Origin of the sequence: Marinobacter salexigens, assembly GCF_002806945.1 — a bacterium.
GTDB lineage: Bacteria > Pseudomonadota > Gammaproteobacteria > Pseudomonadales > Oleiphilaceae > Marinobacter > Marinobacter salexigens.
Genome location: NZ_NIHC01000004.1, coordinates 229,251 through 249,930, shown reverse-complemented (window position 1 = coordinate 249,930; position 20,680 = coordinate 229,251). Strand labels below are relative to the sequence as shown.

Sequence of the window (20,680 nt, the reverse complement as noted above, 5' to 3'; positions counted from 1 at the left end):
TTATTCCAGCAGCTCGAGAGGATTAAAGATTGTCGCAAGTCCATTATCTACAGGTAAATCCTGACCGGCAAGGCGCCCCACAGGAACAATACCGATAACGCTGTTCAGAAGGTATAACCCCCGGCAATCAGAACCCATGACATCCCCAATACTCACGGCACGCTCCACCACAGGTTCGCCTCTGGCCCGGAGCCTTTCAAGCAGCCACTGACGCAGTATTCCGGCAACGGCCAGACTCTTGACGGGCGGTGTTACCCAGCCATCAAGCACTTTGACAAGCAAGTTGGTGCGGGTACCTTCAACCAGATTGCCGGTGCTGTCAGCCATGATAACTTCAAAGAGTTCGCCCTCAATTTCCCTGGCGGCCATAACCTGCTCCAAACGGTTCAGTGATTTAATACCGGTAAGCAGTGGGTTAACTGTAAGCGGAACCCGGGAAAAATCGGCAACAACACCCGAGCTTGCCGGTGGTGCAGGCATGGGGCTGGCAGACACTATCAGGTTCGGACGGATGCCTGCACTTGGCTGGTAACCGCGACCACCCTCGCCTCGGGTAAGGGTAAGCTTGAGCACCCAGCTACCGTCGCGCTCCTTGGTGGCATAACGGCGGGCGTAACGACTGACAGCTGCAGTGCATGCCTTGCGAAGCTCCATCAGCGTAATGGGAATGCCCAGCCTGCCCGCATCACGAGCCATTCGATCAAGGTGGCGGGATATAAGCACTCCCCGCCCTCCGTACATCCTTATGGTTTCGAACAGGCCGTCACCGTATGCAGCACCCCGGTCTCCGGCAGGAAGGCCTCCCTCATCAGCCCAATACAGGTTGAACATGTCCCTCAGCCTTCGTAGCGGCTCAGAATCAGGGTGCCGTTGGTACCACCAAAACCGAAGGAGTTGGACAAGGCCACGCGAACATCCGACTTGCGACAGATGTTGGGCACCAGATCCAGATCGCAGCCTTCATCCGGGTTATCCAGGTTAATAGTTGGCGGTAGCACTCCATCGCGGATGGCAAGCAACGAAAAAATAGCCTCAACGGCACCGGCGGCCCCGAGCAAATGCCCGGTCATGGATTTTGTGCTGCTTATGGCCAGCTTGCTGGCGTGGCTACCAAAAACACGCTTGGCAGCAGCCACTTCTGCGACATCGCCCACTTGCGTTGAGGTTCCATGGGCATTGATGTAGTCAACAGCCTCTGGCGTCAGGCCCGCGTCGCGCAGAGCATTTTGCATTGACCGTGCAGCACCCTCACCGTTCTCTGGCGGCGCTGTAATGTGATGGGCGTCATCACTCATGCCAAAGCCCACCAGCTCGCCATAAATAGTCGCACCACGCTTTTTGGCATGCTCCAGCTCTTCCATCACCACAACTCCGGCTCCGTCGCTGAGCACAAAGCCATCCCGATCCTTATCCCAGGGGCGGCTGGCTTTCCCCGGTTCATCATTGCGGGTTGAAAGCGCCCGAGCGGACGAGAAGGCTGCAACAGCCGTGCGGGTTGTTGCCATTTCAGAGCCACCGGCAAGCATGACATCCGCATCACCATAGGCAATGGTGCGGGCAGCATAGCCGATATTATGAGTACCCGTGGTGCAGGCGGTCACAATGGCAATATTCGGCCCACGATATCCGAAGCGAATGGCTGCGTTACCGGAGATCATGTTGATTACCGATGCCGGAACAAAGAATGGCGACACTTTACGCGGGCCAGACTTATCCATAGTCAGCACACTCTTTTCGATATACTCCAGACCACCAATACCGGAGCCGATAGCAACACCAACCCGATCTCGATCCAGTGCTCCATATTCGGCGAGCCCACTGTCATCCACGGCTTGCTGGGCTGCAATCAGGCCATAATGAATAAACGCATCAAGCTTTCTGGCTTCCTTGGTGGAAAGATAGGAGTCCAGATCCAGATCCTTGATTGCACCACCGATGCGGGTGTTGTACCCGGATGCGTCAAAACGATCGATCATCCCGATTCCGCTGCGCCCGGCCAGAATCGCCTCCCAGGACGTTGCCACATCGTTTCCCAATGGCGACAACATTCCCATACCAGTGATAACAACCCGTCGTTTACTCATAACTGCGCTCACCTGATCATGTCATAGGTCAGTGTTACTGAATGTCCCCGAAGCTCGGGCCTTTTTCAGCCAATAAAAAAGCCGTCCTTCACTGAATGACAAGGACGGCTTTTAGCCTGGCTAACTACAATGCAGAGTATCAGGTATGCGCGACAATGTAGTCGATCGCGTCCTGAACACTGGCCAGCTTCTCGGCTTCTTCATCAGGAATTTCAGTTTCAAATTCCTCTTCCAGTGCCATCACCAGCTCAACGGTGTCCAGTGAGTCAGCGCCAAGATCCTCTACAAACGAAGATGAGTTCTGAACCTCGGACTCTTTAACGCCCAACTGTTCACAAACGATCTTCTTAACGCGCTCTTCAACTGTACTCATAATGTCCTCACTTATTGTGTATCTACCAAGCAACTCAAGTGCTGCCAGTTTAGTGTAAACCCCACCTGCAAACAAGCAGGGATCCGGTCAAACATGTTGCGCGACAATGAGTTGCGCATGAGCTCCTGAAATGGAGCTTATCCCATGTACATTCCGCCGTTCACATGAATGGTTTCCCCTGTCACGTAACCGGCAACATCCGATGCCAGGAAAGCAACAAGCGCTGCCACCTCTTCCGGCTCCCCCAAACGACCCGCGGGTATGATTTCCAGCATAGCTTCACGCTGCTTGTCGTCCAGTTTTTTCGTCATATCTGTGTCGATAAATCCGGGCGCCACACAATTCGCTGTGATACCGCGATTCGACATCTCTTTGGCCAGGCTACGGGTAAACCCCTCAACACCAGCCTTTGCTGCACAATAATTCGCCTGGCCGGCATTGCCCATACTGGCCACCACAGAACTCACGTTAATAACGCGCCCCCAGCGAGCCTTGGCCATGCCGCGTAACACAGCTTTAGTGGTACGGTACACGCTTGAGAGATTGGTTTCGAGAACTGCCGCCCAATCATCATCTTTCAACCGCATCAGCAGATTATCACGGGTTATGCCAGCATTATTAACAAGAATCAGAGGCGCAGAAGATTTACTGGCTATCTCTTTAAGTCCAGCTTCGATGCTTTCAGCATCGGCCACATTCATCACTATGCCATAGCCGTTTGCATCCGCCGCCTGGAGATTACCGGTAATGGTTGCCGCCCCCTCTGCGGTTGTGGCTGTACCTACAACCTCTACACCCTGCTTTGCGAGTGCCAGAGCGATAGCTTTTCCGATTCCACGGGTAGCACCAGTTACCAGCGCTGTTTTACCTTCCAGAGACATGCACAACTCCCTTTACATCAAGACGGTTCAAATGCCGCAAGTGCAGCAGCCAATGCCTCGGGGTCTTCGATGCCATGAACAGCAAGCCCCCGATCAATTCGCTTAGCCAATCCGGCAAGCACTTTGCCAGTACCGCACTCAACAGCAACACTAACCTCACTACTCACCAAAGTGCGAACTGAATCCGCCCAATACACCGGTGAGTATAGCTGCTTGAGAAGATTTGCCTTCAGTGTAGCCGAATCTGTCTCCGCTGCAGCGTTAACATTCTGTATAACCGGGACGACAGCATCGTTAAAGCGTACTTCATCCAGAGCTTCAGCCAGTTCTGCCGCCGCGCCCTTCATCAGTGCACAGTGGGAAGGAACACTAACCGGCAGAGGCATGGCTTTACGGGCACCTCTGGCTTTACAGGCCTCAATCGCGCGATCAACCGCTGCAACTGAACCGGCAATAACTACCTGGCCGGGAGCATTGAAATTTACAGCAGCCACGACATCGCCGTTAGCCGCCTCTTCGCAGGCTGCGACAACATCAGTGTCTTCCAAACCAAGAATTGCCGCCATTTTGCCTTCACCAGCAGGAACCGCCTCTTGCATCAGCTCGCCGCGCAGGCGCACCAACTTAACGGCCTCTACAAAGTCGAGGCTTTCAGCAGCAACAAGCGCACTGTACTCACCCAGGCTATGACCCGCCAGAAAATCGGGCCGCGGCCCGCCGGCCACACACCACTCCCGCCACAGGGCGATGCTTGCTGTCAGCATTGCAGGCTGGGTAATCATGGTTTGATTAAGTTCTTCTGCCGGTCCTTTCTGACACAGGTGCCATAGGTCATAGCCAAGCACATTGCTGGCCTCGGCAAAGGTTTTATTGATCATGGGCCAAGTTTCGGCGGCAGCCGCAAGCATGCCAACCGATTGGGAACCCTGTCCGGGAAAAATAAATGCTGATTTCATAAGCGGGATCTTATCGTCATTAAGGGTTTCAGGAGATTAGCCAATAGTACAAGCTGAAGTAATTTAGCGCGAGCAAGCCAAATAATTTGAAGTCTGTTGAATATCTAAAGGCAAAAGATCAGATGATCAAAGCATCAGATCGTCCAGGCGCTCATTGATACGCATCGGCACGTCCAGCTCAACCTCACGAACAGCTTGGCGAATAGCAGCCAGCATAGCGCGCTCATTGGCATTGCCGTGACTTTTAATGACCACGCCCTGAAGCCCAAGAAGACTGGCGCCATTGTGACGGGACGGATCCATCAGCAGAAGAAGCCGCCCCAGAATGGGCCGGGCAAGAAAGCCCACAAAGCGACCATATAGAGTCCGGGTGAATGCCTGCTCAAGAAGCTCAATCAGCAACCCTGCAACACCCTCACCGGTTTTCAGCGCAATATTGCCCACAAAACCATCGCAAACCACCACATCGGCAACATCGCGGAACAAATCACTGCCTTCCACATAGCCGATATAATTAATGGAGTCGCACTGTGCAAGCATGTGAGAGGCCAGCCGAACCTGCTCGTTGCCCTTTATTTCCTCTTCGCCCACGTTCAGCAAGGCCACGCGCGGCTCGCTCTGACGACAGATGGCTGACGCCATAAGAGAGCCCATCAGAGCGTACTGGTAAAGGTTTTCAGCGCTGGAGTCTACGTTGGCGCCAAGATCCAGAACATGGCAGCGCCCCCGAAGTGAAGGGATAAGTTTAGCGATTGCAGGTCGCTCAATACCCGGATACATACGAATAATAGAGCGACCAAACGCCATCAAGGCACCAGTATTACCCGCACTGACACACCCCTGGGCTTCGCCATCACGAACCAGACCAAGAGCAATCGCCATCGACGAGTTTTTTTTTCGTCGCAGCACATGAGAGGGACGCTCATTCATGCGCACAACATCCGCAGCCTCAACAATGCGGATTCGTGGGTGATCCTCATGCAACAAAGCCTCAAGCTCACTCCGGATTCCCACCAGAATAAAACTCAAGGCTTTGTTTTCACGCAGTGCTTCGAGGGCCGCAGCAACTACCACTGCAGGGCCGCGATCGCCACTCATAGCATCAATCGCTATGGTAACCGGGCTCACCGCTTACCCACTCGATTGAGGTTTGCGCGGTTATACAACGAAATTACTCGTCGTTAGCTTCGATTACCTGCTTACCACGGTAGAATCCGTCTGGGGATACGTGGTGGCGACGATGAACCTCGCCAGTTGTTGAATCTGTGCTCAGAGTTGTAGCACTGAGAGCATCGTGGGCACGGCGCATGCCACGCTTGGAACGAGTCTTGCGGTTCTTCTGTACAGCCATGGTTCTACTCCTGACCTGTTAACGTAAACTTTGCTTGAGCTGGGTTACGAATAACGTGCTTTCGTTAAATTGCGCCGGCTCCCATAAGGACGCCCACGCCCTGATTAATGCTTTGTGTTCTTGAGCCCTGCCAGCACACTGAACGGGTTGTCGCCCGGCTTCTTCTCTGGTTTTTCAGAAGAGCTGTCTGGCTCATAGGCTTTAAGATCCTCACTGGCCGGACATTCGCCCCGCTCATGAAGGGGATACGGAGCCAAAACCAAGAGCAACTCATCCTCTGTCATCGACCACAGATCCGCGCTGAAATCATCAGTCAAAAATGGCTCAAGGTCTTTTGGCAACCCCTGCGCCTGATCGTCACTGGTTACGAGGCCCAGCAAAAACTGAGAAACCAACACAGACTTCATGGCCCCCATGCAACGCTGGCACTCCAGATTTACCGGAGCTTCCAGCTCGCCAGAGACAATGCGGCGGCGCTCACTATCCTTGTAAAAGGAAAGCTTTACGCGACAGACAGCTCCTTCATCAAATCCCAAAACGGCTTCACGGAAACGCGGCAATGCACTGAGAGGGATTTGCCCTTCCAGCACGCTGTTGTGCTCCGCCAACTTGTAAGGGTCGACTATTTTAGGTAATTCGGCACTCGACGCATTAGACATAGGCGCGCAATTCTAGGGGCGAAGCTCGCTTCTGTCAAAGACTTCGTCGGCTTTTACCGGAGGCTTCCGGTTTTCGTAGGTGTATTCTACGATACGCGCACAAAAAATTACCAACAATATCGAAGGAGCGCCCTTACATGCCCCAAAAACGTTTGCTACTGGCGTCCTCATCCCCCTATCGCAGGGCGCTTTTGTCCAGGCTCGGCCTGGCTTTTACCAGCGCCAGCCCCGATATTGATGAATCCCCCATAGCAGGAGAGAGGCCTGAGGAGCTGGCCATTCGCCTGGCAGAAAGCAAAGCCAAAGCGCTAGCGCCCGCATACCCGAACCATTGGATCATCGGCTCAGACCAAGTTGCCACCCTGCCCGACGGAACCTTGCTAAGCAAACCCGAAACTTATTCAAAAGCCTTCCGGCAGCTTGAGCAAAGCAGCAACAGCAGCGTCAACTTCCACACCGGGCTCACCCTTCTCGATGCAGACTCAGGAGAAATGCAAACCTGCTGCGAACTGTTTATCGTGCACTTCCGCAACCTGAATACCCGGGAAATCGAGGCATACCTGCACAAGGAAGAACCCTACGACTGCGCTGGCAGCTTCAAAATGGAAGGCCTGGGCATTACTCTTTTCCGGGAACTGCAAGGCCGAGACCCTAACAGCCTGATCGGCCTGCCCTTGATTGCCCTTAACAACATGCTGACAAGCTGGGGCAGAAACCCACTACTGGAACCTTAGCGGCTTTCTATCTCCCCGGAATGCTTATCGCAGCTCCAGACGGGACTCGACAAGCTGCCCGGCGACACCGCGACCAAATGACACGCCGAGCTGATCAACAAGATCCCTCAGCGGCCCTTTGCGACGACTGTAATCGATCAGATCTTCCTGGCCGACAATTTGCCGGGCAACATGGGAGGTACTGCCCAACCCGTCGATCAACCCAAGCTCCAGAGCCTGCTCACCGCTCCAAACCAGACCACTGAACAGTCGCTCATCATCGGCCAGTCGATCACCGCGTCCCTTCATGACAGCCTCTATAAACTGCTGATGAGTGCTCTCAAGCACGCCTTGCCAGAACTCCACTTCCCGCTCTTGCTCAGGGGAAAAAGGATCCAGAAACGCTTTGTTATCACCAGCGGTATAAAGCCTGCGCTCAACCCCCAACTTGTCCATGGTGCCTGTAAACCCGAAACCGCCGGCTACAACACCAATGGACCCGACCAGGCTGGCGCGGTTTGCGTAGATCTCATCAGCGGCAGCTGCGATGTAGTATGCCCCGGAGGCTCCAATATCTGAAATGACAGCATAGACTTTCTTTTGCGGATACTCTTCTCGCAGCCGTTTTATTTCATCGTACACATAACCGGACTGAACCGGACTCCCTCCGGGGCTGTTGATACGCAAGATCACTGCCACGGCGTTCTCCTGCTCAAAGGCAGAGCGCAAGGAGCCGACAATATTATCGGCACTGGCAAGCTCATCCGCAGAGATTGGCCCATTAATTTCAACAACTGCTGTGTGCTTGCCCGTTGTTGCCTCAAAACTGTCACCGAACGGCGACCATACGATCGCCAGCAAGGCAAACAGATAAGCAAACGTGAGCAACTTGAAAAAAATACCCCAGCGGCGGCTACGGCGCTGTTCAGACTGCAGAGACATCACCAGTTTTTCAATCAACCGCCAATCACGTCCAGACTCCGGCGGCAGCCGCGGCTTGCTTCGCTTGGAACCTGATTCAACAGGCTTGTCACCCCATTCCGGAGTTTTATCGGAATCCCAGTCACTCATGCAGTTTTCCTGTCAGAAATGGTTTTACAAAAAGCTTGCTCACAAACCGAGCACATCGCGAAGATCCGCCACAGTATCGACGATGGCGTGAGGCGCATAGTTACCAAGCACATCACGTTTGTGCACGCCCCACTCAACCCCAATTGAAGGCATCCCAATACGCTGGGCCATTTCGAGATCGTAGCGGGTGTCTCCGATCATCACAGCTTCGGACGGCTTAATCCCGTAAAAATGAAGGATCTCTTCGAGCATGCGGGGATCTGGCTTGGAACGGGTTTCGTCCGCACAGCGAGTAGTATCAAAATATGGCCCCAGCCCACTGGAAACCAGCGCCGGATCCAGTCCTTTGCGACTCTTACCGGTTGCCACTGAACACCCACGACCGGAACTTTGAAGATCCAGCACAACATCCCCCATACCTTCAAACAGATTCTGAGGCGTTGTTATTTTACGGAAGAAATAATTAGCATACCCCTCCCTTATGGTGGTTATTTCTTCGTGAGAAAGACCCGGGTACAACTTTCCAAGAGCTTCAACCATTCCCAGACCAATGATGTCACGGTAAGCTTCCCTCTCCAGCGCCGGATAACCCAGATCGGTTGCAGCCTGGTGCAGACTTTCCGCGATATGCTCTACGGAATCCACCAGGGTCCCGTCCCAATCAAAAATCACTGCTTTAACATCCATTAATTCTCTCCCGCTGCACGTACTTCAAGCCGAGCTAGTACGTAACTGAACGCTTCATCGTAGGGAGCCTCAAATCGAACCGCCTCCCCTGTAACAGGCAAGGCAAGCTCGAGAGCCCGGGCGTGCAGCATTAACCGCTGGCCGCCAGCAGCCCGGAAAGCCTTGAGACTTCCATCATCCATATACTTGTCATCCCCGGCTATCGGATGACCGGCACACAGACTGTGCACACGAATCTGGTGGGTTCGACCCGTAACCGGAGAAGCCTCCACCAGACTGTAGCCTTTGTAGCGCATCAGGCAGCGGAAGGTTGTCAGGGAAGGTTTTCCAGCCTCATCCACCCGCACCCTGCGCTCGCCATTAGACATTTCATAGCGCAGCAATGGCTCGTGAACCCGGCCCAGCTTATCTGGCCAGTCTCCGGCCACCAGAGCATGGTAATACTTACGAATACGCCTTTGCCGGAGCTCATCCTGCAGGTAACGCAAAGCGGACCGCTTCTTTGCCACCATAACCAAGCCAGAGGTATCCCTGTCCAACCGATGGACCAGCTCAAGAAACCTTGCGTCCGGGCGCGCTGAACGCAACACTTCAATCAACCCGAAATTGAGACCACTGCCACCGTGCACTGCAATACCAGAAGGCTTGTTAACCACCAACATCTGTTCGTTTTCAAATACTACGGCTGCCTCCACAACACCCTGGACACGACTACCAGGTGCAGTCTGAGGGGTTTTCTCCTTACGGATTACCGGTGGGATGCGCACCTGATCGCCTGTTGCCAGGCGAGTATCTGGCTTAACCCTACCCTTGTTAACCCGCACTTCGCCTTTACGCACAATGCGATACACGATGCTTCTGGGCACGCCTCGAAGCTGGGCCAACAAAAAATTATCCAGCCGCTGCCCATGGTTATCCTCGTCAACCGTCACCCACACAACCCCCTGCTGTATTGCGTCTCGACCCGGGCCAGCTGGCCCGGCCTCGATTTCGCTTGCCGGGCGAGACACCGATTTTTTAACCCGTGGTTTGGCGGGCTTTCCGGTAGCGGTTTTGCGGGACATAAGGTTCCTTTAACGGGTGGTGTAACGCGCGACACAAGCAGCATTGAACGGTTGCTTGAATACTGTTATATTCCAGCGTGATTTGTCGTTTGTCTACGGCCTGACCTACTCTAGTCAGAAGCCGGAGCGGCAGAAGAGTATACCGACACTATTCAAGAGTTTGAACGTCGAGTGTTCAACTACTATTGAGCTCGGCGTAAGAAATGCTTCCGGAGTGCCAGAGCATACCCGTAAAACGATTCGGGGAGCTGGCAACAGGAAAAATAAAACCGCGCGGAAACCGCCGGGCGAAATCGCGAAGAATCACTGCCACGCAAGGCCGGGCCGTCCAGCTTAGGAATACGACGTGAGACCCAAGCACTTGAGTGAACCTGAAAACGGATTATATGCGTCTACAGACACGAACCCTGCACGACCTTTCACTGCCAGCAGGCAGGCGATGCGTTGTCGGTGGAACCAGATCAACAGGACCACTCCCTGACAGGGAGTGATTCGTCTGTCCGCCGCACATCCCTTGTTTCTCAGGGCCTGCGGCACGCACATCCTGCTTCGCAGATGCGACGCCTGTCGGTTTTCTGTCAAAATCTAACGACAGGAAAACCTTTTTTCCATGAAAAGAATGCTCATCAATGCAACTCACCCAGAAGAGTTGCGCGTCGCCCTGGTTGACGGCCAACGCCTGTTTGACCTAGACATAGAATCCAGCTCCCGCGAGCAGAAAAAAGCCAACATCTACAAAGGACGCATCACCCGTGTAGAACCGAGCCTGGAAGCCGCGTTTGTTGACTTTGGCGCCGACCGCCACGGCTTTCTTCCGTTAAAGGAAATCTCCCGGGACTACTTCAAAAAATCACCAGGCCAGATTGAAGGCAAGGTGAATATCAAAGAAGTCGTTGCCGAAGGCCAGGAAGTCATCGTTCAGGTTGACAAGGAAGAACGTGGCAACAAAGGCGCCGCCCTTACAACGTTTATCTCCCTTGCCGGTCGATATCTTGTTTTGATGCCCAACAACCCCCGTGCTGGCGGCATTTCCCGCCGCATTGAAGGTGAAGAACGGGCGCAACTGAAAGATGCCATGAACGACGTGCAAGTGCCCAAGTCCATGGGCATTATCGTCCGCACGGCCGGTATTGGGCGCACTGCTGAGGAGCTGCAGTGGGATCTCGACTACCTGGTGCAATTCTGGGAAGCCATTACCCAGGCCGCCGGCGAGCGCAAAGCCCCCTTCCTGATTCACCAGGAAAGCAACGTTATTATCCGTGCCGTCCGTGACTATCTTCGTCAGGATATCGGCGAGGTGCTGATCGACGCGGAAGGTGTTTACGAGGACGTATTGAACTTCGTGCGCGCCGTTATGCCCACGTTCGAGAACAAGATCAAGCTGTACAAGGACGAAATCCCCCTGTTCAGCCGGTATCAGATTGAAGGCCAGATCGAGACCGCGTTCCAGCGGGAAGTCAAACTCCCCTCTGGCGGCTCTATTGTTATTGACCCTACTGAGGCGCTGGTGTCCATTGACATCAACTCATCCCGCGCCACCAAGGGCCAGGATATCGAAGAAACCGCGTACCAGACAAACCTGGAAGCGGCAGAAGAAATTGCCCGTCAGCTCCGCTTGCGGGACATGGGCGGCCTCATCGTCATCGACTTTATCGACATGACACCGGCCAGGCATCAGCGCGAAGTTGAGCAAAAAATGCGCGAAGCCCTGGAAATCGACAGGGCACGAGTTCAAGTTGGCAAAATCTCACGCTTTGGCCTTCTTGAAATGTCCCGCCAACGGCTGCGCCCTTCCCTTGGCGAAACCCGAAGTGAAGTCTGCCCCCGCTGCGAAGGTCAAGGCACTATCCGCGGCATCGAATCCCTGGCACTGAGCATCATGCGCCTGATTTACGAAGAATCGTCCAAGGATAAAACTGGCGAGGTTCGCGCCGTAGTCCCGGTGTCAGTAGCCACCTTCCTGCTTAACGAAAAGCGTAAGCAGCTGGCAGATATTGAAGCCAGCCAGGAAGTGACAATTGTGGTCGTGCCGGTTCCACATATGGAAACGCCACACTTTGAAATCCTGCGCATGCGGGATGACGAAACCACACCAGAACATGTATCCAGCCACCAGGTAGCTCAGGAATACAGCGAGCGTGAAGAAGAGGTGTTTGAAACTCCAGCTGCTGACAAACCAGTTCGCGAACAGGCCGCAGTAAGGGCTGTCCGCCCGAGAGCCCCCGCGCCCACTGCAGCTCCGAAGGCCGCTGAGACTCAGCATGCAGCTGAGCAGGATGATGGCCTGTTCCGCCGGATCGGTCGCAAGATTGCATTTTTCTTTGGCGGCGAAGAAGAGCCCCAGAGCGAAAGCCGCGACACGTCAAAGGCAGGTGCCAAGCGCGAAGATCAACGCAATCAGGTTCGGCAGGATCGGCGCAAAACACGTGTTGCCCGCGAAGACCAAAACGCGAGCCGCAGCAATCGCAACGGCAGCGAACGCCGCCAAAGCAACAACCAGAAAAGCCGGGCCGACGACAATCGCTCAAGAGGCCGCAACCGCAACGACGATCAAAGCCGCCCGCCACAGGCACAGAATCGTCAAACGGCCGAAAAAGGCACAGAGAACAACGGCGCTGACAGTAAAAAGGCAGATAGTCGCCGGGACAATCGCAAAGACGGCCAGAGTCGCGGCCAGAATCGCAATCGCCCCCAGCGCGACAACAGAAACACTGCCGATCAAAAAGACACTACTCAGCAAAAGACATCTGCTGAAAAGCCGAGCTCTGACGACAGTCGCCGTAAGCCGCGCCGCCCACGCAACCGGGACGGCTCGCCTTCCGAAAGCCCTGCATCTACTCCAGCTGCCCGCAAGAATGCTCGCAACGAGAGGCACCAGAAGGATACTCAGCCGGAAGCTAATAGCGACAACACTGATGTAAAAGCTGCAGCTGTAGCTGTAAAGAGCGCAGATGAGGCTGCTACCAAAGCTTCAGCGGCTCAACAAAGTGAACAGAAACAGCCTGAGCATAAGGCCGTAGCCGAGACCAAGGCAGCCCAGAAAACGCCTTCTGCCCCAGAGAAAATGGAGCCGGTCGCCAAGAAGACTGAAGAAGCTCCTACTCCGGAACAGAAAGAGCAGATGCCTCTGGTGGCTCAAAAGCCCCAGGCTACAGATGAAGCAACAGGGAAAGCAGTAGCTCCTGCTGCAAAACCAAAAGCCTCAACGCCTGAAGCTGAGCTGAGCATCGCATCCGCTGCCCCCAAGGCAGAGCAAACGCCCGCCGACAGCGCTGTCAAAGTAGATGCAGCACCCTCAGCCAAGGAAAGCAAAGAAGCTTTGGTTAAAGAAGATAAAGAGCCCTCGGCTAAAGAGGTTAGAGAGCCCTCAGCTAAAGAAGCTAGAGAGCCAGCAGCCAAGGATGTTAAAGAGCCCTCAACGAAGGATGTTAAAGAGCCTTCAACCAAGGAGATTAAAGAACCTTCGGCCAAAGAGGCTAAAGAGCCCTCTACCAAGGAAACTAAACAGCCTTCTGCGAAAGAAGTTGAAGAGCCTGCTGCTAAAACAGATAAGCCTGCAAACAAAGACGCTAAAACGCCAGCATCTGCAGAAGCCCCTGTAGCCAGCGGTGAGCCAGCCTCACCTGAGGAGTCAAGCCAGGAAACACCTGCCAGGAAACCGAGACAGACTCCTGCCAGAAGTCGTGCCAAAGCTCCTGCGGCAAACAAGCCTGTGGACAAAGCAACTGCAGAAAAGCCAGAGGCTTCAGAGAGCGCTTCGACACCGAAGACCGAAGACAAATCAGCCGCTGAAACAGGCCTTCCGGTTACACCTGGACGCGCTTACAACGACCCTCGCGAAGTGCGCAAGCGCCAACGAGCAGCCGAAGCCGCTAAAAAGCCGGGGAGCAATTAATCCATGCTGTCTAATTCCGACATCGAAGCACTGGAAGACATACTGTTCGCGGAGCCATGGGGTGACGAGGCCCTGGATTTCTTTGGCTTTCACGGCGTTGTATGTGCCAGCGTCGTCGGGCCTGTCACACTAAATATGGAAGCGATTTTCCGCCTTGTGACAGGCACCGATCAGACACCCGGCGGCGGAATTCCGGAAACCTTCCGCCAGTGCGTTACGCAATTGGCGGGAGACATGACCAAAGCGCTCGACATGGGTCAGGCTCTCGAGCTTCCGGAACCGGAAGACGGTGACCCCATGAATGCACTGGAAAACTGGTGTGCGGGCTTTGTGGACTGCTTTCTGGAGCATGAAGACAAGTGGATGGACGCGGCAAGCGAAGAGGAAACCGCTGACCTGATGGTGCCAATGCTGACACTGTCAGGGTTATTCGATGATGAGGACTTCCAGAACGTTCGAAACAGTGAAAAGTTATCAGGCCAGATGGCGGATGCTATCCCCGACTCCCTGACTGATCTGTACCTGTTGTTCCACGCACCGGATTAAACCAGTGCGTTAGCGCCAGGAACCTGCTTGAAATGATGCCAGACCGGCTCCAGCCCGTCTGGCATTTTCATAATCCGCCCCAGCTCACACCAAGGCGCACCGGGGAAGTGAAAATCGCTACCCTGAGATGCCAGTAGCTTTTCCCGCACACAGAGTTCAGCCAAAAAACCGAGATCCCCACTGGATTGCCCTGAGGTTACCACCTCAATAGCCTGCCCACCGGCACGGCGAAAATCCGCAGTCAGTTCCCGTAATTTGGTCGCCGTAAGCTGGTATTTACGAGGATGCGCCAGCACGGCAATCCCGCCCGCCGAATTGATCCACTGCACAACTTCCGGTAACTCTGGCCAATACGCTTTAACATCGCCGGGCTTCCCAGCCCCCAAATGCCTCTTGAAAGCCTGTGCAGCATTCTTGACCACACCTGATTCCACCATAATCCGAGCAAAATGCGGGCGCCCTGGAACGTCACCTCCCGCCTCAACCGTAGCGCGCTCAAGCAGATCAGGTATTGCAAGCTTGCTCTGGCGGTCAGCAATCATAGCGGCCCTGTCCCACCGGTTACGATTCTGCTGTTCCAACGCTTTGAGAAAGCCGCCGTTCTCAATATCAAAATCCAGCCCCACTATGTGTATTGTTCGGCTGCGCCATAAGCAGGAGAGCTCAATACCGGGAATCAGCACCACACCGTTAGCTATGGCGGCAGCATGCGCCTCTGGAAGCCCACTAATTGTATCGTGGTCCGTCAGCGCAAGGTGCGTGACCTTGTTCTCCGCAGCACGAGCAAGGAGCTCTGTAGGCGAAAGCGCCCCGTCTGAAGCGGTGCTGTGGCAATGCAGATCAATGCACAAACCAGGGTCTTGCGGTATAGTCACAAAAATTCCTAAATAAAATGAGTAACTGTGCGAATAACGACACAGGCACTGGTCAGCTTGCGCTGGCTGGAGATCACAGTGTACCAGCCCCGCAACTCCATGCATTACTTTACAAGGCAGCCAAGGATTTGGAGACCCCGATGTATTACGCAATTATCAGTGAAGATGTCGACAACAGCCTCCCATTGCGCCAGGCCACAAGGCCGGCGCACATTGAGCGACTGCAGAAGCTGAAAAATGAGGGCAGATTGTTGATTGCAGGGCCGCATCCGGCTATCGATACACCAGACCCGGGCGAAGCCGGCTTTTCGGGTAGCCTCGTTGTAGCGGAATTCGACTCTCTTGTCGCCGCTGAAACCTGGGCTGCCAGCGACCCCTATATGGACGCCGGCGTTTACAGCAAAGTAACCGTTAAGCCGTTTAAGGTGGCTCTACCCTGAAGCTATAGATAGAATTCCATGAGCTTATTGTAATGACAGCTCGCTTGAACCACCGCATATCTGTGACAAAATTGCGGGCCTGATATTAACGCGTTTTTTAACCGAACATCGTGGGAACCCAGCCAGTGACACTTTTTCGCCTTGCCATCAGTGCGCTTTTTGTATTGTCTTCCATCGCCATGGCTCAGGCGAAAACCGTCTGGGTTGATGACCAACTCTATCTTCCGGTCCGTTCCGGTGCCGGCACTCAATACCGCATTATTGAGAATGCTGTACCCAGCGGGACCGCCCTGCAAGTTATCGAAACCTCTGATACCGGCTATACTCGTGTGCGTACGCCAAAAGGCAATGACGGCTGGGTGTCCACACAATACCTGAGCGACACACCTATAGCCGCTGACAGGCTGAAAACAGTAAGCCGTCAGCTTGAGCAGGCGCAGACTGAGCTGGCCTCGCTGAAAGAGCAACTGAAAGACATATCCAGTGAACGGGACACGTTGAGTAATGCAGAATCGACTCTCTCTACTCGTTCTGAAGAATTGCAGCAGGAACTCAGGCGCATCAAAAGCATAGCCTCAGACTCAATTAACCTGGTGCGCCGGAATCGCGAGCTACTGGAGGACAATCAAAAGCTACGCAACGATCTGGAAGTGTTGACCGCCGAGAACGAGCGACTGGAGGCCGGCAAGGAATCTGATTTCATGCTGGTCGGTGCCGGCCTGGTTCTTGGAGGTGTTCTTCTTGCACTGATTATACCGATGCTCAAACCCACAAGAAAAACCGATAACTGGGCGTGAATCTTATGAAGGACTATTCGGAGAAGCGCGATTTTCATCGCATGCAAGTTGAATCAGAAATTGAAATCACTGACAGCAAAGGCAACACCTTTGCGGGTACCTGCCGGAATCTTAGCGCCACAGGGATGCAGCTACTTGTACGGGAGCCAGTGGCCATTGGAGAAGAACTGAGCACAGTGCTGCATCCGAGCAACGATCAGTTCCCTCCACTGGAGACAATCTGTGAAATCATCCGGTGCGAACCGGAGGGCGACGGCTTTTTGTTGGGGGCCAACATCAGCGAAGTCACCCGTTAGGTTCACCCCCCTGGCTCTAGACCAGGGGCTTTTCTGACACAAGAATACCGTTGTTGTCAGCGTACACGTAATGGCCCGGGCGGAACGTCACGCCATGGAAGGTCACCGGCACATCCAGATCACCGAGGCCACGCTTTTCACTTTTACGGGGATAGGTAGCCAACGCCTGAACCCCCAAGTTCGTTTTACCGATCTCGTCCACATCCCGCACGCAGCCATAGATGATCAGCCCAGCCCAACCGTTACTGGCAGCCTTCTCGGCCAACATGTCGCCTAGCAGTGCGTGGCGCATCGAGCCACCACCATCCACCACCATCACACGGCCTTTACCCGGCAAGCCAACCTGTTCCTTGACCACCGAGTTATCCTCAAAGCACTTTACTGTGACGATCTCGCCACCGAAGGCCCTGATTCCGCCATAGTTGTTAAAGCCGGGTGCAGCCACTTCGACTTCCGGGAAGTCATCACACAAATCCGGGGTAATTATCGTTGCCACCTTCGTCGCTCTCCTTAGGTGTTGGAATATACTCAGTCGATTTTCTCGTCCGCCAGGAAGAACCAGGTATCCAGAACCGAATCGGGGTTCAGGGATACGCTATCGATGCCCTGATCCATCAGCCATTTCGCCAGATCCGGATGATCAGATGGACCTTGACCACAGATACCGATGTATTTACCTGCCTTCCTGCATGCCTGGATAGCGTTGGACAGAAGTACTTTAACGGCCTCGTCCCGCTCATCGAACAGATGCGCGATAATGCCCGAGTCACGATCCAGGCCAAGGGTCAGCTGGGTAAGATCGTTGGAGCCAATAGAGAAACCATCAAAGTGCTCAAGGAACTGATCAGCCAACAACGCATTGCCCGGAAGCTCACACATCATGATCACACGCAGGCCGTTCTCGCCGCGCTTAAGGCCGTTTTCAGCCAGCAACTTGACCACCTGCTCGGCTTCACCCACGGTACGCACGAAGGGCACCATGATCTCTACGTTGGTCAGACCCATTTCATTGCGCACTCGCTTGAGCGCACGGCACTCCAGCTCGAAACAGTCACGGAAGGTTTCAGAGATATAGCGGGAAGCGCCACGAAAGCCCAACATGGGGTTTTCTTCGTCTGGCTCATACAACGTACCGCCAATCAGGTTGGCGTATTCGTTGGATTTAAAGTCAGACAAGCGCACAATCACCTTCTTTGGTGAAAACGCGGCGGCCAGGGTAGAAATCCCTTCAACCAGTTTGTCCACATAAAAATCAACCGGCGAACTGTAGCCAGAGATGCGCTTCTCTACAGTCTGTTTGATGTCCCGGGGCAGGCCTTCAAAATTAAGAAGAGCCTTGGGGTGCACACCAATCATACGATTAATAATGAACTCAAGGCGCGCCAGGCCAACGCCTTCATTAGGCAGCGACTGGAAATCAAACGCGCGATCCGGGTTGCCCACGTTCATCATGATTTTGAACGGAATATTAGGCATGGAATCGACGGTATTTTCCCGCAGCTCAAAGTCCAGTGCGCCTTCGTAAATAAGGCCGGTGTCGCCTTCGGCGCAGGAAACAGTTACTTCCTGGCCGTCTTTCAAAACCTCTGTTGCATCGCCGCAGCCTACAACCGCCGGAATACCCAGTTCACGAGCTATGATAGCCGCGTGGCAAGTGCGGCCGCCACGATCGGTAATAATTGCAGAAGCCCGCTTCATAACAGGCTCCCAGTCCGGGTCTGTCATGTCTGTTACCAGTACATCACCGTCCTGAACGCGGTCCATTTCCTTGATACTGGTAATAATCTTCACCGGGCCGGCGCCAATCTTGTGACCAATACTCCGGCCTTCCACCAGCACTGTGCCTGTTTCGTTGAGCAGGTAGCGCTCCATCACGTTTGCAGACGCCCGGCTTTTAACCGTTTCAGGACGCGCCTGAACAATGTAGATCTTGCCATCATCACCGTCTTTAGCCCATTCGATATCCATGGGCCGCTGATAGTGCTTCTCAATGATCATGGCCTGCTTGGCCAACTCTTCTACTTCTGCATCAGCAATACAGAACAATCCGCGCTCTTCCGGGTCCACCTTAACGGTTTCTACAAGCTGGCCACTGCTCGGCTCTGAGTGGTAAATCATCTTGATGGCCTTGCTGCCCAGGTTGCGCCGCAACACAGCTGGCCTGCCTGCAGCAAGCGTGGGCTTGTGCACATAAAACTCATCGGGGTTAACCGCGCCCTGAACCACCGTTTCACCCAGGCCATAAGAGCCGGTGATAAACACAACGTCACGGAAACCCGACTCGGTATCCAGAGTAAACATCACGCCGCTCGATGCGGTTTCACTGCGCACCATTTTTTGAATGCCGGCAGACAAAGCCACCAATTTGTGATCGAAGCCGTGGTGCACACGATATGAAATAGCACGATCGTTAAACAACGAGGCAAACACTTCTTTTACGGACGTACGTACCTGCTCCAGACCAACCACGTTCAGGAAAGTTTCCTGCTGGCCCGCGAAGGATGCATCTGGCAGATCTTCGGCCGTTGCAGAAGAACGCACTGCTACGGCCATATTGTCATTGCCATTCAGCATTTGGGCGTAAGCTTCCTTGAGGGCAACTTCCAACGCGTCCGGGAAAGGCGTGTCGATAATCCACTGCCGAATTTTCGCACCTACACGGGCAAGCTCATTAACATCATTTACATCAAGAGCATCGAGCAGTTTATCGATTTTATCCTTCAAACCATCTTTGGCCAGAAACTCACGATAGGCGTGTGCAGTGGTGGCAAAACCGCCGGGAACGGTTACACCGGCATTGGCGAGATTACTGATCATTTCACCGAGGGAGGCGTTTTTCCCACCTACCCGGTCAACATCGGACATTCCCAGGTGGTCAAACCAGATTATGTAATCTTCCAAAGCGTGTCTCCCTTGAATCTATGTACAAAAGAATAAAACCAGGCCAGCGGCAGCAAGTGTTAAATGCAGACAATAACCACTGCGGAGTCTCCAACTTGCCGTGTATGATACTGTAACCATCGGAATTTACCTAGGGAGCCTCAGAGAAAGTACACGTAACTTTCCAGTGTTACCCTGGCACAAGCGCCCTGACAATCCTCCTGAAACAAACCCGGAAAGACATCATGAAACGTACAGCCTTCTTCATTTCAGACGGCACTGGCATTACTGCCGAAGCCCTCGGCCACAGCCTCCTCGCCCAATTCGATAAAATTGATTTTGAGAGGATTACCGTACCTTACATAGACGATGTTGAAAAAGCCCGGGACATGGTCAAGCGGATAAACAACGCAGCAGAAGTCGACGGCGCCCGCCCTCTGGTCTTTGATACAATTCTGGACAGCTCCATTCGCGAAGTTATCTCGGACGCCCAGGGTTTCATGGTGGATATTTTCGGCACCTTCCTGAAACCGTTGGAGAGTGAGCTGCAGTCTTCGTCCTCCTACTCCGTGGGCAAATCCCATGCGATCAATAACGAGGGTGTCTACGAACGCCGCATCGACGCTGTGAACTTCGCGCTGGACAACGATGATGGCGCACGCACGCGGCATTACGATGATGCAGACCTGATCCTTGTTGGTGCATCCCGTAGCGGGAAAACGCCCACCTGCCTGTACCTGGCGCTGCAATACGGCGTAAAAGCAGCAAATTACCCAATAACTGAAGATGATTTGTCAGATCAACAGATGCCCAAAGCCCTGCGGCCTCATAAGGAAAAGATTTTTGGACTGACAATTGAACCAGAGAGATTGGCAACCATCCGTAATGAACGGAGGCCCAATTCAAGATATTCGTCCATTCAACAGTGCATGCACGAAATTGAAGAAATCGAGCTGATGTACCGGAGGGAACGCATTCCCTTCCTGAATACCACGGCCTACTCCGTTGAAGAAATTTCAACGCGCATCATGGCTACTACCGGGCTGAAGCGGAACCGCTGATATAAAACCGGCAAAAAAGTGCAGGCTGGCCGCTAGCGACCAGCCTGCACC

Annotated in this window: 21 protein-coding genes; 7 read left to right on the top strand and 14 right to left on the bottom strand. The window is 53.9% G+C overall.

The genetic code is table 11. From position 1 onward, the window contains the following. The 8 genes from CDH47_RS09075 to CDH47_RS09040 all read right to left on the bottom strand — a co-directional run bounded on the left by CDH47_RS09075 (position 1) and on the right by CDH47_RS09040 (position 6,304). Positions 1-831, bottom strand: coding sequence for an aminotransferase class IV (locus CDH47_RS09075; RefSeq protein WP_100639564.1), 831 nt, complete (start codon positions 829-831; stop codon positions 1-3). Positions 832-836: 5 nt separating this feature from the next. After that, positions 837-2,084: a beta-ketoacyl-ACP synthase II gene (fabF, locus tag CDH47_RS09070; protein WP_100639563.1), complete on the bottom strand. Its 1,248-nt coding sequence runs from the start codon at positions 2,082-2,084 to the stop codon at positions 837-839. Between the two features lie 139 nt (positions 2,085-2,223). Beyond that, positions 2,224-2,457 carry an acyl carrier protein gene (gene acpP, locus CDH47_RS09065; protein WP_012136033.1) on the bottom strand — a complete coding sequence of 78 codons (234 nt, stop codon included), beginning with the start codon at positions 2,455-2,457 and terminating at the stop codon, positions 2,224-2,226. Positions 2,458-2,594: 137 nt separating this feature from the next. Continuing rightward, entirely contained in the window at positions 2,595-3,338 is a 744-nt protein-coding gene (gene fabG / locus CDH47_RS09060; RefSeq protein WP_100639562.1) for a 3-oxoacyl-ACP reductase FabG, read from the bottom strand. Between the two features lie 17 nt (positions 3,339-3,355). After that, a complete protein-coding gene (gene fabD, locus CDH47_RS09055; protein ID WP_100639561.1) occupies positions 3,356-4,294 on the bottom strand; it encodes an ACP S-malonyltransferase in 939 nt (312 codons plus the stop codon). A 126-nt stretch (positions 4,295-4,420) separates the two neighbouring features. Continuing rightward, a complete protein-coding gene (plsX, locus tag CDH47_RS09050) occupies positions 4,421-5,422 on the bottom strand; it encodes a phosphate acyltransferase PlsX (RefSeq protein ID WP_100639560.1) in 1,002 nt (333 codons plus the stop codon). A gap of 43 nt (positions 5,423-5,465) precedes the next feature. After that, a complete protein-coding gene (gene rpmF, locus CDH47_RS09045; RefSeq protein WP_100639559.1) occupies positions 5,466-5,645 on the bottom strand; it encodes a 50S ribosomal protein L32 in 180 nt (59 codons plus the stop codon). A 104-nt stretch (positions 5,646-5,749) separates the two neighbouring features. Next, the gene (locus CDH47_RS09040) at positions 5,750-6,304 is read right to left on the bottom strand and encodes a YceD family protein (RefSeq protein WP_100639558.1); all 555 of its coding nucleotides are present in this window, start codon (positions 6,302-6,304) and stop codon (positions 5,750-5,752) included. A gap of 137 nt (positions 6,305-6,441) precedes the next feature. Here CDH47_RS09040 and CDH47_RS09035 point away from each other — a divergent pair, with 137 nt between their 5' ends. Further along, positions 6,442-7,038 (top strand): Maf family protein, encoded by a 597-nt coding sequence (locus CDH47_RS09035; RefSeq protein WP_100639557.1) that lies wholly within the window; start codon positions 6,442-6,444, stop codon positions 7,036-7,038. 24 nt (positions 7,039-7,062) lie between these two features. Here the strand turns inward: CDH47_RS09035 and CDH47_RS09030 are convergent, their stop codons facing one another. From CDH47_RS09030 to rluC, 3 genes are read right to left on the bottom strand one after another with little or no spacing between them, the layout of a single operon-like run. Continuing rightward, the gene (locus CDH47_RS09030; protein ID WP_100639556.1) at positions 7,063-8,088 is read right to left on the bottom strand and encodes a S49 family peptidase; all 1,026 of its coding nucleotides are present in this window, start codon (positions 8,086-8,088) and stop codon (positions 7,063-7,065) included. A 39-nt stretch (positions 8,089-8,127) separates the two neighbouring features. Continuing rightward, a complete protein-coding gene (locus CDH47_RS09025; RefSeq protein ID WP_100639555.1) occupies positions 8,128-8,775 on the bottom strand; it encodes an HAD family hydrolase in 648 nt (215 codons plus the stop codon). Beyond that, positions 8,775-9,839 (bottom strand): 23S rRNA pseudouridine(955/2504/2580) synthase RluC, encoded by a 1,065-nt coding sequence (gene rluC, locus CDH47_RS09020; protein WP_100639554.1) that lies wholly within the window; start codon positions 9,837-9,839, stop codon positions 8,775-8,777. The genes CDH47_RS09025 and rluC overlap by 1 nt, the downstream gene beginning before the upstream one ends. 610 nt (positions 9,840-10,449) lie before the next feature. Between rluC and rne the strand changes: the two genes are divergently transcribed. Both rne and CDH47_RS09010 read left to right on the top strand, forming a co-directional pair. Then, entirely contained in the window at positions 10,450-13,734 is a 3,285-nt protein-coding gene (gene rne / locus CDH47_RS09015) for a ribonuclease E (RefSeq protein ID WP_100639553.1), read from the top strand. A gap of 3 nt (positions 13,735-13,737) precedes the next feature. Next, entirely contained in the window at positions 13,738-14,280 is a 543-nt protein-coding gene (locus CDH47_RS09010) for a YecA/YgfB family protein (protein ID WP_100639552.1), read from the top strand. Here CDH47_RS09010 and CDH47_RS09005 read toward each other — a convergent pair. Further along, positions 14,277-15,155: a PHP domain-containing protein gene (locus CDH47_RS09005; protein WP_100639551.1), complete on the bottom strand. Its 879-nt coding sequence runs from the start codon at positions 15,153-15,155 to the stop codon at positions 14,277-14,279. The two genes, CDH47_RS09010 and CDH47_RS09005, sit on opposite strands and share 4 nt — an antisense overlap. Before the next feature lie 140 nt (positions 15,156-15,295). Here CDH47_RS09005 and CDH47_RS09000 point away from each other — a divergent pair, with 140 nt between their 5' ends. The 3 genes from CDH47_RS09000 to CDH47_RS08990 all read left to right on the top strand — a co-directional run bounded on the left by CDH47_RS09000 (position 15,296) and on the right by CDH47_RS08990 (position 16,688). After that, the gene (locus tag CDH47_RS09000) at positions 15,296-15,595 is read left to right on the top strand and encodes a YciI family protein (protein ID WP_100639775.1); all 300 of its coding nucleotides are present in this window, start codon (positions 15,296-15,298) and stop codon (positions 15,593-15,595) included. Between the two features lie 125 nt (positions 15,596-15,720). Continuing rightward, positions 15,721-16,392 carry a TIGR04211 family SH3 domain-containing protein gene (locus CDH47_RS08995; protein WP_100639550.1) on the top strand — a complete coding sequence of 224 codons (672 nt, stop codon included), beginning with the start codon at positions 15,721-15,723 and terminating at the stop codon, positions 16,390-16,392. A gap of 5 nt (positions 16,393-16,397) precedes the next feature. Then, positions 16,398-16,688, top strand: coding sequence for a PilZ domain-containing protein (locus CDH47_RS08990; RefSeq protein WP_100639549.1), 291 nt, complete (start codon positions 16,398-16,400; stop codon positions 16,686-16,688). Between the two features lie 16 nt (positions 16,689-16,704). Here CDH47_RS08990 and rraA read toward each other — a convergent pair whose 3' ends face one another. Both rraA and ppsA read right to left on the bottom strand, forming a co-directional pair. Further along, positions 16,705-17,184: a ribonuclease E activity regulator RraA gene (gene rraA, locus CDH47_RS08985; protein WP_100639548.1), complete on the bottom strand. Its 480-nt coding sequence runs from the start codon at positions 17,182-17,184 to the stop codon at positions 16,705-16,707. 32 nt (positions 17,185-17,216) lie between these two features. Further along, a complete protein-coding gene (gene ppsA / locus CDH47_RS08980) occupies positions 17,217-19,589 on the bottom strand; it encodes a phosphoenolpyruvate synthase (protein WP_100639547.1) in 2,373 nt (790 codons plus the stop codon). Between the two features lie 224 nt (positions 19,590-19,813). On the opposite strand from ppsA, the gene ppsR reads away from it, so the two are divergent. After that, positions 19,814-20,629 carry a posphoenolpyruvate synthetase regulatory kinase/phosphorylase PpsR gene (gene ppsR / locus CDH47_RS08975; protein WP_100639546.1) on the top strand — a complete coding sequence of 272 codons (816 nt, stop codon included), beginning with the start codon at positions 19,814-19,816 and terminating at the stop codon, positions 20,627-20,629. The last annotated feature ends 51 nt before the right edge of the window (positions 20,630-20,680 follow it).